At 68.6% G+C, this 13,301-nt stretch carries 13 protein-coding genes; 4 read left to right on the top strand and 9 right to left on the bottom strand.

The genetic code is table 11. The features are described 5' to 3' along the window. Positions 1 to 359: 359 nt before the first annotated feature. Complete coding sequence (locus tag G537_RS0103710) at positions 360 to 653, top strand: hypothetical protein (protein WP_026868954.1); 294 nt, start codon at positions 360 to 362, stop codon at positions 651 to 653. Positions 654 to 791: 138 nt separating this feature from the next. Beyond that, positions 792 to 1,592 carry a hypothetical protein gene (locus G537_RS36285; RefSeq protein WP_245578884.1) on the top strand — a complete coding sequence of 267 codons (801 nt, stop codon included), beginning with the start codon at positions 792 to 794 and terminating at the stop codon, positions 1,590 to 1,592. 51 nt (positions 1,593 to 1,643) lie between these two features. Here the strand turns inward: G537_RS36285 and ftsH are convergent, their stop codons facing one another. Continuing rightward, positions 1,644 to 3,518, bottom strand: a complete 1,875-nt coding sequence (gene ftsH, locus G537_RS36280; RefSeq protein WP_051247788.1) for an ATP-dependent zinc metalloprotease FtsH — start codon at positions 3,516 to 3,518, stop codon at positions 1,644 to 1,646. Positions 3,519 to 3,723: 205 nt separating this feature from the next. Here ftsH and G537_RS0103695 point away from each other — a divergent pair, with 205 nt between their 5' ends. Beyond that, positions 3,724 to 4,152, top strand: coding sequence for a universal stress protein (locus G537_RS0103695; protein ID WP_026868953.1), 429 nt, complete (start codon positions 3,724 to 3,726; stop codon positions 4,150 to 4,152). On the opposite strand, the gene G537_RS36275 is transcribed toward G537_RS0103695, so the two are convergent. Next, the gene (locus G537_RS36275) at positions 4,153 to 5,835 is read right to left on the bottom strand and encodes an ABC transporter ATP-binding protein/permease (RefSeq protein ID WP_162146080.1); all 1,683 of its coding nucleotides are present in this window, start codon (positions 5,833 to 5,835) and stop codon (positions 4,153 to 4,155) included. A 47-nt stretch (positions 5,836 to 5,882) separates the two neighbouring features. Then, positions 5,883 to 6,596, bottom strand: a complete 714-nt coding sequence (locus tag G537_RS36270) for a dienelactone hydrolase family protein (RefSeq protein WP_064742061.1) — start codon at positions 6,594 to 6,596, stop codon at positions 5,883 to 5,885. Positions 6,597 to 6,704: 108 nt separating this feature from the next. On the opposite strand from G537_RS36270, the gene G537_RS0103680 reads away from it, so the two are divergent. Continuing rightward, entirely contained in the window at positions 6,705 to 7,400 is a 696-nt protein-coding gene (locus tag G537_RS0103680; protein WP_211230268.1) for an Hsp20/alpha crystallin family protein, read from the top strand. A 96-nt stretch (positions 7,401 to 7,496) separates the two neighbouring features. Here the strand turns inward: G537_RS0103680 and G537_RS0103675 are convergent, their stop codons facing one another. From G537_RS0103675 to G537_RS36255, 6 genes are all read right to left on the bottom strand, one after another. Then, positions 7,497 to 7,889: a hypothetical protein gene (locus G537_RS0103675; protein WP_026868951.1), complete on the bottom strand. Its 393-nt coding sequence runs from the start codon at positions 7,887 to 7,889 to the stop codon at positions 7,497 to 7,499. A 48-nt stretch (positions 7,890 to 7,937) separates the two neighbouring features. Beyond that, positions 7,938 to 8,666 (bottom strand): helix-turn-helix domain-containing protein, encoded by a 729-nt coding sequence (locus G537_RS36265; RefSeq protein WP_051247784.1) that lies wholly within the window; start codon positions 8,664 to 8,666, stop codon positions 7,938 to 7,940. A gap of 330 nt (positions 8,667 to 8,996) precedes the next feature. Further along, on the bottom strand, positions 8,997 to 10,019 hold the full coding sequence (locus G537_RS36260; RefSeq protein ID WP_051247782.1) for a zinc-dependent alcohol dehydrogenase family protein: 1,023 nt from the start codon (positions 10,017 to 10,019) through the stop codon (positions 8,997 to 8,999). 51 nt (positions 10,020 to 10,070) lie between these two features. After that, positions 10,071 to 10,934, bottom strand: coding sequence for a polyphosphate kinase 2 family protein (locus tag G537_RS0103660; protein ID WP_026868950.1), 864 nt, complete (start codon positions 10,932 to 10,934; stop codon positions 10,071 to 10,073). Positions 10,935 to 10,995: 61 nt separating this feature from the next. After that, a complete protein-coding gene (locus G537_RS0103655; protein ID WP_245578882.1) occupies positions 10,996 to 11,424 on the bottom strand; it encodes a hypothetical protein in 429 nt (142 codons plus the stop codon). Next, positions 11,411 to 13,042, bottom strand: a complete 1,632-nt coding sequence (locus tag G537_RS36255; RefSeq protein ID WP_081688548.1) for a bifunctional aminoglycoside phosphotransferase/ATP-binding protein — start codon at positions 13,040 to 13,042, stop codon at positions 11,411 to 11,413. Before G537_RS36255 ends, G537_RS0103655 begins: the two co-directional genes overlap by 14 nt. Between the last annotated feature and the right edge of the window lie 259 nt (positions 13,043 to 13,301).

The raw sequence follows: 13,301 nt of genomic DNA, 5'->3' as shown, positions 1-13,301 counted from the left end.
CGAGGGCCCTCCTGCGGACGATACCCGCTCGCCCCGAACGCCAACTTGACGCGGATCAACCGGGCAGGCCGGCCGCTCCAAGGAAAAAGCGGGTGATCCCGGCACGATGACCGACCGGCGCGGGAACGGCGGATACGCAGATCTCCGTACGTAGGAAACCGGATAATCCAGGATTTCCCGAGCCCCTAAGATCGCGGCGTGCTGACGCGAGGGGCGGGGCAGAGCCCGTTGTTCGGGGGCGGCCCGACCACTCCGCACGGTCCGCCGGCCACGGACGGCCGGCCGGAGTCTCCGCGGGGTGTGCAGGTTGGAGCCTGGTCCTGATCCCTCCTTTCTCACGACGCAGAGGGGATGAAACGATGAGCAAGGCGGCGATGCTGGCGCACAAATGCCTGAAGCGGCTTGAGCAGCCGTTCGACGACTGGGAGGCGGAATGCTTCCGCCGCACCTGCGGCTTCCTGGAATTCGGGGTCGTCCGCGGCGCCGCGTCCAGCTGGAACGCCATGGCCCTTCCGCCGGGGCGCCGATCGGAGGTCTATTCGGGGGAGACGTCCGCAACTCCCATGACGGAGAAGGACGCGGATCGCCTGCGGCGGCGGCTCGTCCGCATGATCGAAATGCAGGGGCAGGCGGGTGAGCGGCCAGCGGGCTAAGGGCTGCGTCTGGCAGGCGACCGCCTCTCCTTCGGCTGGACGTTTCTCATGAGACTTCATCGACCTTGCCGCGCGAGGCTCATCTGCCTCTCGTCCCTCCTGATCGCCCTGTCGTTCGCGGCTCCCGGATGCGGCACCGTGCCGGAGCAGCGCCTTGTCGCCTCGGGAAACCCTCTCGATGACCCTGCTCCCACGCCGAGGCCGGTCGATGTCGCGGCAGCAGCCGAGCGCCTGACGTCCGATCTGATGCGGGAGGTCCCGGACCTCAGTTCGGACACGGCAGAAAGCACGAACCGATGGCTGGCCCTGGCCGAACGAGCCGTCGCCGCGGCCCGCCGGCCTGTCACCCGGCCACAGCTTCTGGTGGTCGTCGACCGCAACCCGGCGGTTCAGGAGATGCGCATCCTGCTGGCCAGCCCCTCGGACGCGTGGCGAAACCTCGGGGGCACCAAGGTGTCCACCGGACAGGCGGGGCGGCACGGCTATTTTCTGACCCCGACAGGCGTGTACGTCCACACCGATGCCATTCTCGACTGGCGGGCCGAGGGCACGTTCAACGCCAACCGTATCCGGGGCCTTGGCCTCAAGGGCATGCGCGTCTGGGACTTCGGATGGCAGCGTGCCGAGCGAGGCTGGGGCCGCCCGGGCGAAGAGGGCGATATCCGTCTGCTCCTGCATGCGACCGATCCGGACACCCTCGAGCAACGCCTCGGACAAGCGGCTTCGAAGGGCTGCGTACGCATTCCCTCGGCGATGAACCGCTTTCTGGACCGCCATGGCGTGCTCGACGCGGACTATGAGGCGGCCGCCCGGTTCGACAGCCGCATCGCGGCCCTGCTTCTTCCGGACCGCAGGCCGACACCACTCGCCGGGACCATGCTCGTGGTCGTCGATTCCGCCGAGATGCCGCGGGCCCGGACCTCCACCCCGATCGAATGATCCGGATGGTGCCAACGGCTGAACCGCTTCCCTGACCGGATCCCTGCGCCGTCACGGCGGAGCGACGGCGGCGATCGGCTTGGGCTTCGTCTCGTCCTTGGGTGCCGCTATCACCGTCTTGGCGATGGTGTCGAGGTCGGCGCCGGCGATGGTCTCCTTGGTCATCAGGTCGGCGGCCGCCTGGACCAGCAGGGCGCGGTTGGCCGTGAGGATCGCTGTCGCCTGCCGGAAGGCCGTGTCGACGAGGCTTCGGATCGCCGCGTCGATCGCCTCCGCGGTCGCTTCGCCGTAGCGGCGGGGCTGCCAGCCCGCTCCCGCGGGGCCGCCGAGGAAGGTCGTCGGCTCCGTTTCGTAGGCGACCTGGCCCAGCCTCTCATCCATCCCGAACCGGGCCACCATGTTCCGGGCGATGTCCGTTGCCTTCGCCAGATCATCGGCCGCGCCGGTCGAGATCTCGCCGAAGACCAGGCTCTCGGCCGCCCGCCCGCCGAGCAGCACGGTCATGCGGTTGGCCAGCTCCGCGCGGTCCATCAGGAAGCGATCCTCGATCGGCCGCTGCATGGTGTAGCCGAGGGCGGTGATCCCGCGGGGGATGATCGAGATCTTCTGAACCGGATCGACGCCGGGCAGCGCCATGGCGACGATGGCGTGGCCCATCTCGTGATGCGCGACCACCGTGCGCTCGTGCGGGTTGAGCAGCCGGTTGCGCTTCTCCAGCCCGGCGACGATGCGTTCGATCGCCTGGGTGAAGTCGTCGAAGGTGACGCAGGCGGCGCCGCGGCGGGTCGCCAGGAGCGCTGCCTCGTTCACGAGATTGGCGAGATCGGCGCCCGTGAAGCCCGGCGTCAGAGCGGCCACTCCTTCCACCGGCACGTCCGTGGCGATTTTGATCTTCCTGATGTGGACCTGAAGAATATCGATGCGGCCCTTCTTGTCCGGCCGATCGACCAGGATCTGGCGGTCGAAGCGTCCGGCGCGGAGGAGGGCGGGGTCGAGGATCTCCGGCCGGTTGGTGGCCGCCAGCAGCACCACGCCGGCACTCGGGTCGAAGCCGTCGAGCTCGGCGAGGAGCTGGTTCAGCGTCTGCTCCTTTTCGTCGTGGCCGCCGCCGGGAAAGAAGGCACCGCGGGCCCGGCCGAGCGCGTCGAGCTCGTCGATGAAGACGATCGCCGGCGCATTCTGCCGGGCCTGCTCGAACAGATCCCGCACCCGGGCGGCACCGACCCCGACGAACATCTCCACGAACTCGGAGCCGGAGATCGAGTAGAAGGGAACCTCCGCCTCGCCGGCGACGGCGCGGGCCAGCAGGGTCTTCCCGGTTCCGGGCGGGCCGACCAGGAGCACGCCCTTGGGCACCCTGGCGCCGAGGCGGCCATGCGTCGCCGGATTCTTCAGGAAGGCGACGACCTCGCGGAGCTCCTCCTTGGCCTCGTCGACGCCGGCGACATCGGCGAAGCGGACCCCGACATCCTGCTCGACATAGACCTTCGCCCGGCTCTTGCCGATCGACAGCAGCCCACCAGAGCCCTGGCCGAGCGCGAAGGGGCGCACCAGGAAGAGCCAGAGGAGGATGAACCCGATCGTGGGCAGGAACCAGCCGAGGATCGTTTGCAGGAGACCGGGCTCGGGCTCGCCGGAAAAGCCGATCCCGGACTTGGCGAGCGTGTCCGACAGGCCGGGTTCCACCCGGATGGTGGAGAATTCCCGCGGTTGTCCGGCCGCCGGCTCGCGATAGTTGCCGGTGATCCTGGTCGGGCCGACCACCAGATCGGCGACCTTGCCGTCGTGGACCAGCTCGAGGAAGGTGCTGTAGGGGATGGCCTCGACGCGGCTCGCCTGCGTCAGCAGGCTTTGGACCACCAGGACCGCCAGGACCGAGCCGATCACATAACAGAAGTTGATGTGATGCTCCTTCTTGATCTCCATGACGCTGTCTCCGGTTCGCTCTTCAACCCGTTGCCGACGAAAGCATCCTCGCCGCGCCGTTGGGTGACCTTGATCCAGCGCAAACCCTTGGGCGCGCGCTGGGCCGCTTGACCTGGATCAAGGCCTTCGCCCTCTCCACGAGGCACCGTTCGGCGTTGCAGCGGCGGAGGGCGCTTATCGCCGGTCCGCAAGGGAGCGTAAGCGGATGTTCAAGCACATTCTGATCCCGACGGACGGCTCGCCGCTTTCGGAACGGGCGGTCGACCAAGCCCTCCATCTCGCCGCAGAGATGCACGCGCGGGTGACGCTGCTGGCGGTGACCGAGCCGTATCATATCGCCGCCAGCTGGCCCCTGGTTGGCGCGGAAGAATACGCCGACTACGCGCGGCAGCACGGGCAGCAGCGGCTTGCCTCGGGAGCGGCCCTGGCAGGGACGCTCGGCGTGATCTGCGAGACCGTCGTGGTCGAACATGAGGTCCCCTATGCGGCGATCATCGATGCCGCCATGAGCCGGGGGTGCGACGTGATCGCGATGGCGTCCCACGGTCGGCGCGGGATCTCGGCGGTGATCCTCGGCAGCACGACGCAGCAGGTGCTGACGCACACGAGGATCCCCGTCCTGGTGCTGCGCTGATCAGGCTGCGTCGCTTTCGGGGCGGGAGGGCGGCGTCGGTGCATGCGGCCTTGCCGCCGGATATCGGCTCAGATGCAGGGTCCGAGCGTAGAAGCCGGGTCTGGCGGCGCGGCGGCCGATGCTGATCACGGCGGCATCCGCGAGCTCCTTGCGGAAGATCGACAGCACGATGCGGCGATGATCTTCGTCGAGCAGGTCGATCGCCTCGTCGATGAAGACCCATTTCGGCTTGTGCAGCAGCAGGCGGGCGAAGGCGATGCGCTGCTGCTCGTCCATCGACAGCTCCTTGTCCCAGCGCCGGGTGTTGTCGAGGTCGAGCACGAGATAGTCGAGCCCGGTCCGGTGGAGAGCCTCCGCCAGGGCATCGTCGCCGATGCCCGCGGGATCGGCCGGATAGGCGAGGGCGGCGCGCAGCGGCCCGAGCGGCATGTAGGGTCGTTGCGGCAGGAACATCATGCTGTCCCGCGGCGGTAGAAGCAGCCGGCCGGTGCCCCAGGGCCATAGCCCGGCGAATGCCCGGAACAGCGTGCTCTTGCCCGATCCCGGCCGGCCGAGGATGAGGATCCGGCTGCCCGGCGCGATCTCGACCTGCGTCTCGGCGAGAGCCGCGCGGCCTGTCGCGGTCGTAACCGCCAGGTGGTCGAAGGAAAGTCCGCCGGCCGGATGGTCCAGGATGCCGATGCGATCCGTCTGCCCGTCGCGGCCGTCGATCCGCGACAACGCCTGCCGGAAGGCCACGATGCGCCCCAGCGTGGCTTGCCAGTCGGCGATGCGGCCGAAATTGTCGACGAACCAGCGCAGCGCCTGCTGCACCTGGAGGAAGGCGCCGACCGCCATCATCAGATTGCCGAAGGACAGGCTGCCCCCGAAATACCCCGGCGCGGCGACAAGGATCGGCGCCACGAGGGCGAACCAGCCGTAGCCGGAGGTGACCCAGGTGAGCCTGGTGGCCGCGCCGACGATCCGACGCATCGCCGAAAGCACCTCTTCGAGTCCCTGCTGCAGGCGCTGGCGCTCGTCGGCTTCGCCGCCGCCGAGCGCGATGCCGTCGGCGTTGTCGCCGACACGGACGAGAGCGAAGCGGAGCTCGGCCTCCTGGGCGTACCGCTCGGCATTCAATCCGATCAGGGGCCGTCCGACGCGCCAGCTGAACCAGGATGCCGTCGCGGCGTAGATCAGTGCGCACCACACCATGTATCCGGGGATGGTGATGCTGCGCCCCTGGAGCATGAAGACGACGTCCTCCGACAGCACCCACAGGACTCCGACGAAGCTGAGGAGCAGGAGCCCGGATTGCAGCAGGCCGACGCCGAGATCGGCAGAAAGTTCGGCCAGATGGCGGGCATCCTCATGGATGCGCTGGTCGGGATTGACGCCGGCGCCTCCGGCCCAGACCAGCCGGTAGGCGCGGCCGGGCTGCAGCCAGTCGCCGATCAGGTCGCCGGTGAGCCAGCTGCGCAGGCGGAGCTTGATCATCTCGTGCATCCAGGTCTGGGCGACGTTCAGCATGAGGAGGGGGCCGGCGATCGCGGCGAACACCAGAAGCTGGTGGACGAAGGCGGCGACGTTCCGCTGGGCAAGGGCGTCATAGAAGGGCTGGTTCCAGGCGTTCAGCCGGATCTGGAGAACGGTCGTCGCCACGACGACAAGGGCGATGCCGCCGGCCAGGAGCATCAAGGCCATTTTGTCCCTGGCTGTCTTGAGGGCGCCGAGGAAGGTTGCGACCTGACTCATAAGTCTTCCGCTCGCGGGCGAGCGCTGCATCCCGCTGCGTCGCTGTCACCCTGCAAATTCGCCGCGTCCATGTCCCGGAGCCGTCCGTGGGCCAGATGACGTCCGAACCAGCGCGTTGCCTGATCGACGACCGCGGCCGTCGCGTCCGGCTCTGCGAACTGGTAGCGGGCCGTGGCGACGGTCTTGATCGCCTTCGGCCCCTTCAGTCGGGCATGGACATGTCGGTTGTGCTCGATCAGGCGATCCTGGTGACCGCCGACGATCATGAGCGTCGGGACCCGGACATCGTCGATCGCCTCATGGGCGAGGTCGGGACGACCTTCATATGTCACAATCGCCCGAATCTGCCCGCGGTTCGCGGCGACGACCAGGGCCGCCGCGGCTCCGGTCCCGGTCGCGAAGAGGCCGAGGGAAAGTGCCGCGAGGTCCGGCTGGCTTTCGATCCAGCGGATGGTGCCGATGAGCCGGGCCGCGAGCAGCGGGATACTGAAGATATTCGCCTGGTTGCGTTCTTCCTCGAAGGTCAGGAGGTCGAGCAGGAGGGTCGCGAAACCGTGCCGGCAGAGAGCCTCGGCCACCGCCACGTTGCGGGGCTCGAACCGGCTCGAACCGCTTCCCTGCGCAAAGACGACAAGCGACCGGAGCCGATGCGGCAGGCGCAGCGTGCCGGGCAGCCCGACTGGCGGGATGTGGATGTGGCGGAGGTCCATGGCCGGCCTCGATGGGTCTCGTCGGAGCACCCTATCCGGCACGGCGGAACGCGGTTTTGATCAGGATCAACCCTGTCCGCCCCTCGGCATCGATCCCGGATGCCGGACTTGAGCCAGGTCAAGGCACGCCCGGGTCGCACGGTTTCATCATGCCCAGGCGCGTCCGGCCGTTCCGGGGTGCCGATCGGCGGCGCGCATCCATGGGCAGCGGGCAAGGCCGATTTCCGAGGCGGCCCGTGCTGCTCGCCAACAGGAGGATTGACGATGACAGAGGTGTCCAAGATCCCGGTCAAGACCGAGCCGGCATCCGCTCCGGCCCCTGCGGCCGCGCGCGCCTGGGATCCCTTCCAGAGCCTGCGGCAGGAGATCGACCGCGTGTTCGACGGCTTCCATCGGGGGCTGCATTTCCTGCCGTTCGGCCGGACGATGTTCGACATCGAGCCGACCTGGCCGCGTGGGATGATCCAGGGTATCGCCCCCGCGGTCGACATCGCCGAGAAGGACAAGGAGTATCAGCTCACCGCCGAACTGCCGGGCCTGGACGAGCACGATGTCGAGGTCAAGCTGTCGAGCGGCACCTTGACCATCAAAGGCGAAAAGTCCGAGCGGAAGGAGGAGCGGGAGAAGGACTACCATCTCACCGAGCGGCGTTACGGCGCGTTCCAACGCTCTTTCACGCTGCCGGATGACGTCGACACGGCCAAGATCGCGGCGAGCTTCAAGAACGGCGTGCTGACGATCTCGCTGCCGAAGACGGCCGAGGCCCTGAAATCCGAGAAGAAGATCGAGGTGAAGGCGGCCTGAAGCTCTGGCCGGGCCGGAGGCGTGCGGTCGCTGCTCCGCACCTCCGGCCCCTTCCGCTCCCACGATGATCGGAGCGGGGCCTTGGGGACCGGATGGTCACAGGTCTATTGCGCTTGGCCGCTCGCGATGGAATGGCCGGTGCCGGGCGGCTTCGCGAGCGCGCGGAAGCGCCGATGCCTGCAGACCGCGGCAGAGATCGGCGAGATCGCAGACGTCCAGGGCGAGGGTCGACGCCGTGTAGTGCCGGGTCTTGGGCTCGATCATGATGCTGCCGGTCGACGAGCCGCCGCTCCTCAGGCATGCCAGCGCCTGGTCGAGCAGCATCTCGTCCCGGGAGGCGATGGCGTCATGGAGCAGCCGTGTGGCGGAGCAGAACTTCGCCTGCTCCCGCGGAAGCAGCTCCTGGCCCGTCGAGCGGAAACGCAGATAGCGGGCCCGCATGGCCTCCAGGCATTCCGCCAGGATCGAGACTGTTCGAGCGTCGTCCATGGATGCCTCCCTTTGAAGTGCTCGCCGTGGGGCGGCGAGGCGTCGTTCTCAGGCATGCCCGAGCCTGACGGCCGGTTCGTCGCCTTCGGTGATCGACTCGAGGGCGGGACGGTCGAGAAGCAGCACGCGGTGCGCCCCGGCCAATTCGATCAGTCCGTCGTGCTTGAGGGCGGCGAAGGTCCGGCTGACGGTCTCGAGCGTCAGGCCGAGATAGTCCCCGATGTCGCCGCGGGACATTGGGAGGCAGATCGTCCGCCCGTCCGTGGCCGTGCGGGCCAGCTCGAGCAGGAAGGTGACGACGCGTTCGGTCGCGGTCTTGCGCCCGAGGGTGAGCAGCCGCTCATAGGCGGCGGTCAGGGAGCGGCAGGCCATCTCGCGGAAGCGATGGCCGACGGCATCGTCGGCCTGGGCCAGAGCCTCGGCGCGCTGCCGCGGGTAACGGATCACGACCATGTCCGTCAGGGCCTCGGCGGCGAAACCGTGCTCGTGGAGCGCCTCGAAGCCGAAGAAGTCGCCGGCGTGAAGGAAGGCACCGATCTGCCGCCGGCCGTCGGGCAGCAGCTTGCTGGTGCAGCCGGTGCCGGAGACGACGCGGTACCAGTGCAGGGCGGGGTCCCCCTCGCGATAGGCAGCCGCCCCGCGGTTCAGAGGGGCCACGACCCCCAGAGCCGCAAGGCTGGGCGGGGCGTCGTCGATGCTTGCGTCGCGACGGGCGGTCAGGGCCGGGGCAGGGCCCTGCGGCGACCGGGACACGGGGAGGGCATGGTGCGTCTGCATGTCGGCCTCTGCTGCGTGCCGTTGAATGTGCAGCTGTCTTACGCTTCGGTCGCGCCCTGCATCATTGTGAAGGATACGTACGGGAAACTACGTATCAGACAAAAAAGGAGCCCGGCCGAAGCCGGGCAAGTTCCTGCCGTTGCCCCGTATGCAGAACCAGGGCATGAGCAATCGAGCACAACCGATCGCCGTGATCATTGACTTGGATCAAGGAGATAAAGGGCCGGTAGGGCCAGCCTGTCGTGTCACAGCGACGATCGGGGACTGTCATGACAAGCCATGAAGCGATCATCCTCGCGGCGATCGTCGGCGCCTTTGTCGTGTTCGCAATCAGCTTGGCGCTGGTGAGCCGGCTCCGTCGGGGTCCGTATTCGGAACGAGAACGGCGGCCCCGGTCAGGCGGCCGCCGCGAAGCCGCGCCAGCGCCTCGTTCGCCTGGTCCAGCGGCATGGCGAGGGTCTCGGTTCGGATCGGGATCTCCGCGGCCACGGCCATGAAGGCCTCGGCGTCCTGGCGGGTCAGGTTGGCGATCGCGCGAATGGTCCGCTCCGGCCAGAGCAGCGCGTAGGGGAAGCGCGGGATATCGGACATGTGGATGCCGGCGCAGATCACGCTTCCGCCCTTCCGGACCGCCCGCAGCGCGGCCGGAACCAGCTCGCCGGCCGGGGCGAAGATGATGGCGGCGTCGAGCGGCGCCGGCGGCAACTCGTCGGAGCCGCCGACCCAGGCGGCGCAGAGGCGCCGGGCGAAGGCTTGGGCATTGAGGTCGCCCGGCTTGGTGAAGACGGCGACCTCCTGGCCGCGGTGGCGCGCCACCTGGATGACGATGTGCGCGGAGGCGCCGAAGCCGTAGAGGCCGAGCCGCGGCGCGTCCCCGGCCAGGCGCAGGGCGCGATAGCCGATCAGACCGGCGCAGAGAAGCGGCGCCGCCTCGACGTCGCCGTAGCGCTCCGGGATCGGCACGCAGAACCGTTCGTCGGCCTTCGCATACTCCGCATAGCCGCCATCGAGTTGATATCCGGTGAACCGCGCGCTCTCGCAGAGGTTCTCCTGGCCGCGATGACAGAATTCGCAGATGCCGCAAGCCCATCCGAGCCAAGGCACGCCGACCCGGTCGCCGGCATTGAACCGGGTGGCCTCGCTGCCGGCGGCGACCACCCGGCCGACGATCTCGTGCCCCGGAACGAGCCGCGGCTTGGGTGACGGCAGCTTGCCATCGACGACGTGCAGATCGGTCCGGCAGACGCCGCAGGCCGCGACGCGGATGACGATCTCGGTCGGGCCCGGAACGGGCTGCGGCAGATCCGCGGACTTGAGTCGCGTCCCCGGTTTCGTGAGGATCATGGCCTTCATGGACAAGCTTGCTCCTTTTGGCTCCGGCGGCAGCCGGCGCCGGTCCTGCGCCTATTCGGTCTCCAGCATCGTCCGGGCCGACAGCAGCTGCTCTCGCAGTTCGGGTCCGACCTCCGGCACCGCCAGGCCGAGACCTTCCAGCGCATCGACGATGGCGGACGCGACAGTGAGAAGGGCGAACCATCGGTTGTCGGCCGGGATCACATGCCAGGGCGCGTCCGGTGTGGCGGTGGCCCGGATCATCTCATCATAGGCTTTCATGTAGTCGTCCCAGCGCTGGCGTTCCGTCACCCACCCCGGGTCGAATCTCCATTGCTTGGTGGGATCATCGAGCCGTGCCAGGAGGCGCCGTTTCTGCTCCTCTTTCGAGACATTGAGGAAGAACTTCAGGACCAGGGTGCCGTTGCGGACGAGGTGGCGCTCGAAGGCGTTGATGTCCTCGAACCGCTCCCTCCAGATCGTCTTCGTGACCAGATTCGGGGGCAGCCGCTGGCTGCCGAGGATGCCGGAATGGACCCGGACCACCAGCACCTCCTCGTAGTAGGAGCGGCGGAAGATGCCGATCTGCCCGCGCGCCGGCAGGCGGCGGGTGGCGCGCCACAGGAAGTCATGGTCCAGCTCCTCCGCCGAGGGCTGCGTGAAGGCCGTGACCTGGCAGCCCTGCGGATCGATCCGGGACATGATGTATCTGGCGGCGCTGCCCTTGCCGGCGGTATCCATGCCTTGGAAGATCAGCAGCACGGCCCAATGGTCCTGAGCGCAGAGCCGTTCCTGGATCTCGGACAGCTGGACGAGATTGTGCTCCGAGGTTTCGTCGGCCAGGCCATTGGTGTCGGCCGGGTCCCACACGGCCAGGCGGAATCCGCGTCCGTCGTCGACGCGGTAGCGCTTGGCCAGCCCGTTCAGCTTCATCATCGACCGCTCTCCACAACGGTGTGACACCGCGCTCGGCGCCGCGAATGCTCGTGTCGGCGCCTCAGCCGAATGCGGCCGGCCATGGCCGCACCCGGACGATGCGGAAGGGGCGGGTGACGCCGTCATGCTCGGTGACCGAGACGTACTCGCCTTCGACGAAGCGATGGGTGTCGAGCCGCCAGATCGGCTCGTCGTCATCCTCTCCGGGAGCGTAGGAAAAAGCCCAGCGGCGGTCGCGGGTATGGATCAGTCGACCGTGCTCATCGTCGGTGCCGGACCAGAAGCGGCGCACGGTGCACTCCGCCCGGCGTTCCCGCCAGGCATCGGCGTCGAGATGCCCGTCCGGGTCGAGAGGTGCGATCAGCTCGTAGCCGCAATCGCGGGCACCTTCGGGAGCGTCCGGCGTGCGCGCCAGCTCCATTCGGATGCGAGCGAGGGATTTGGCGTGGCTCTGCGGTCGGCGATCGCTCTGCTGATCATGGGGCGCCATGGCGGGCTCCTGTCCTCAAAGGGGCTGGGTCGGCCATGAGGGCGCCGACCCGGGTGTCGTCCGGCAGCCCGACCAGCCACCCCAGCCGGCCCAGGTAACGCAAGCTTCGGAACACCAGAGTCGAGATCGGGCAATCGGCGGCGAAGCCGGCCCAGTCGGTGGGGGGCGTCGTGCCGCGGCGCTGCCGCTCGATCATCGTCGGCGTGGCGTCCGACGCATCGCTCACACGGGCTGACAGCCGCGACGCCAGAACGGCGTCTGGTGCGTCCAGCCAAACTGCGGCAAAGGGCACCTGACGGCGACTGGCGACGGCCCGGATCGCAGCGCGTTCGGCCGGGTCCAGGAAGGTGGCGTCGGCGATCACCGGGCAGCCCGCCGCCAGGAGTTGCTCCGCTTCCCGGCGCAGGGCCTCGTAGACCCGCGCCGTCTGCTCCGGGGCGTAGGCGCTGTCGGGCAGGCGGTCCTCAGGTGCCGCGCCATGCAACTGTTTGCGGATGACGTCCGACCGCAGGATCCGGGCCCCGAGGTGGCGACCGGCATAGGGGGAGAGATGCGCGGCGAGGGTCGACTTGCCGGTGCCGCTTACCCCACCGATGGCCAGGAGCCGCGGCGAGCTGGCCCGCAGCAGATCGCCCGCGAGCGCGAAGTAGCCCGCTCCGCGGCGACGGGCCTCCACTCGTGCGGCGCCGCCGGTCGTGGTGCCGGCCACCGTCGCCTGGACGTGAGCGCGGATGGCGGCATGGATCGACAGGAACAGCGGCAGCAGGGCGGTGCCGTCCGTCTCCTCCGGCATCCGGTCGAGATAGCGGTTGAACACGACGCTGGCGAGCTCGCGATGCGACCGCTCGATCAGGTCCATCAGCAGGAAAGACAGGTCGTACAGGACGTCCACACAGGACAGGCGGTCAGAGAACTCGATCGCGTCGAACAGCGTCGGCGCGCCATGCCACAGCGCGATGTTGCCGAGATGGAGATCGCCATGGCCGCGGCGCACATGCCCCGACCGCTGGCGCAGCTCGAGCAGCTCTTCGCGACAGGCGGCCTCGTCCAACGATTGCTCGGTCAACCGGCCGATCGCCGTCGCGTCGAACAGCCCGGCGCCGAAGCGTTCCAGATTGGCCCGGTTTTCGACGATGATCCCGACGATCGCGGCGGGCCCGCCATGCTGCGGTTCCTCCGGCAGCGACCGGTGGAAGTCGGCGATCCGGTCGGCAAGCTGGCGCATCAGCGCGGGGCTGAGCTGCCCATGTCGGGCCAGCCGGTCCAACTGCCCCGCCCCGTCGAAGCGCAGCATGACGAGCAGCCAGTCGATGATCGTGCCGTCGCCGCCGAGGGCCAGGCCGCCTGACGCAGCCCGGCACACCGGCATGACGCGCAGATAGAGGTCCGGCGCCGTCCGCTGGTTCAGCTCCAGCTCCTTTTCGCAGGCCGCCCGCCGGAGCTCGGGGGAGGAATAGTCGAGATAGCTGAAGCGGACCGCCTTCTTGAGCTTGTAGGCATGGCCGCCGGCCAGGAAGACGATCGAGGCGTGCGTCTCAACGCGCTGGACGAATGCCACGCCGTACGCCTCCGGCTGGGAGAGGAACGCGATCACCTCTTGCTGTGGATCTGCCGACATCCGGCGCCTCCTATGGAATGGCGCCAATCCTGGCCTTGCCGGACGCGCGGGACCTTGAGGTAGATCAAGCGCGCTCCGCTCTTGCCCGCAGCCCGATCCACCCGCCCCGGCGCTCAGGTTTGATCCAGATCAAAGCGGTCCCGCCTCGCCTGGCCGATAGCGACGGATGCCGAAGCGCGCGCCGCTCCGGCTCCGATGTCGGACCGCCAGGGGGAACTCGCGCCGTGACCACAGCCCTCGATCTCGTGCAGCTCTCGCG

Origin of the sequence: Inquilinus limosus DSM 16000 (assembly GCF_000423185.1) — a bacterium.
Classification (GTDB): domain Bacteria; phylum Pseudomonadota; class Alphaproteobacteria; order DSM-16000; family Inquilinaceae; genus Inquilinus; species Inquilinus limosus.
The sequence above is the reverse complement of the archived record's forward strand: the minus strand, read 5'-3'. Positions and strand labels throughout refer to the sequence as shown.

Bases quoted from the DNA above. Each gene is read 5' to 3' on its own strand.
- G537_RS0103710 (WP_026868954.1), top strand. From the start codon at position 360: ATGAGCAAGGCGGCGATGCTGGCGCACAAATGCCTGAAGCGGCTTGAG.
- ftsH (WP_051247788.1), bottom strand. From the start codon at position 3,518: ATGGAGATCAAGAAGGAGCATCACATCAACTTCTGTTATGTGATCGGC.
- G537_RS0103695 (WP_026868953.1), top strand. From the start codon at position 3,724: ATGTTCAAGCACATTCTGATCCCGACGGACGGCTCGCCGCTTTCGGAA.
- G537_RS36275 (WP_162146080.1), bottom strand. From the start codon at position 5,835: ATGGCCTTGATGCTCCTGGCCGGCGGCATCGCCCTTGTCGTCGTGGCG.
- G537_RS36270 (WP_064742061.1), bottom strand. From the start codon at position 6,596: ATGGACCTCCGCCACATCCACATCCCGCCAGTCGGGCTGCCCGGCACG.
- G537_RS0103675 (WP_026868951.1), bottom strand. From the start codon at position 7,889: ATGGACGACGCTCGAACAGTCTCGATCCTGGCGGAATGCCTGGAGGCC.
- G537_RS36265 (WP_051247784.1), bottom strand. From the start codon at position 8,666: ATGCAGACGCACCATGCCCTCCCCGTGTCCCGGTCGCCGCAGGGCCCT.
- G537_RS36260 (WP_051247782.1), bottom strand. From the start codon at position 10,019: ATGAAGGCCATGATCCTCACGAAACCGGGGACGCGACTCAAGTCCGCG.
- G537_RS0103660 (WP_026868950.1), bottom strand. From the start codon at position 10,934: ATGATGAAGCTGAACGGGCTGGCCAAGCGCTACCGCGTCGACGACGGA.
- G537_RS0103655 (WP_245578882.1), bottom strand. From the start codon at position 11,424: ATGGCGCCCCATGATCAGCAGAGCGATCGCCGACCGCAGAGCCACGCC.
- G537_RS36255 (WP_081688548.1), bottom strand. From the start codon at position 13,042: ATGTCGGCAGATCCACAGCAAGAGGTGATCGCGTTCCTCTCCCAGCCG.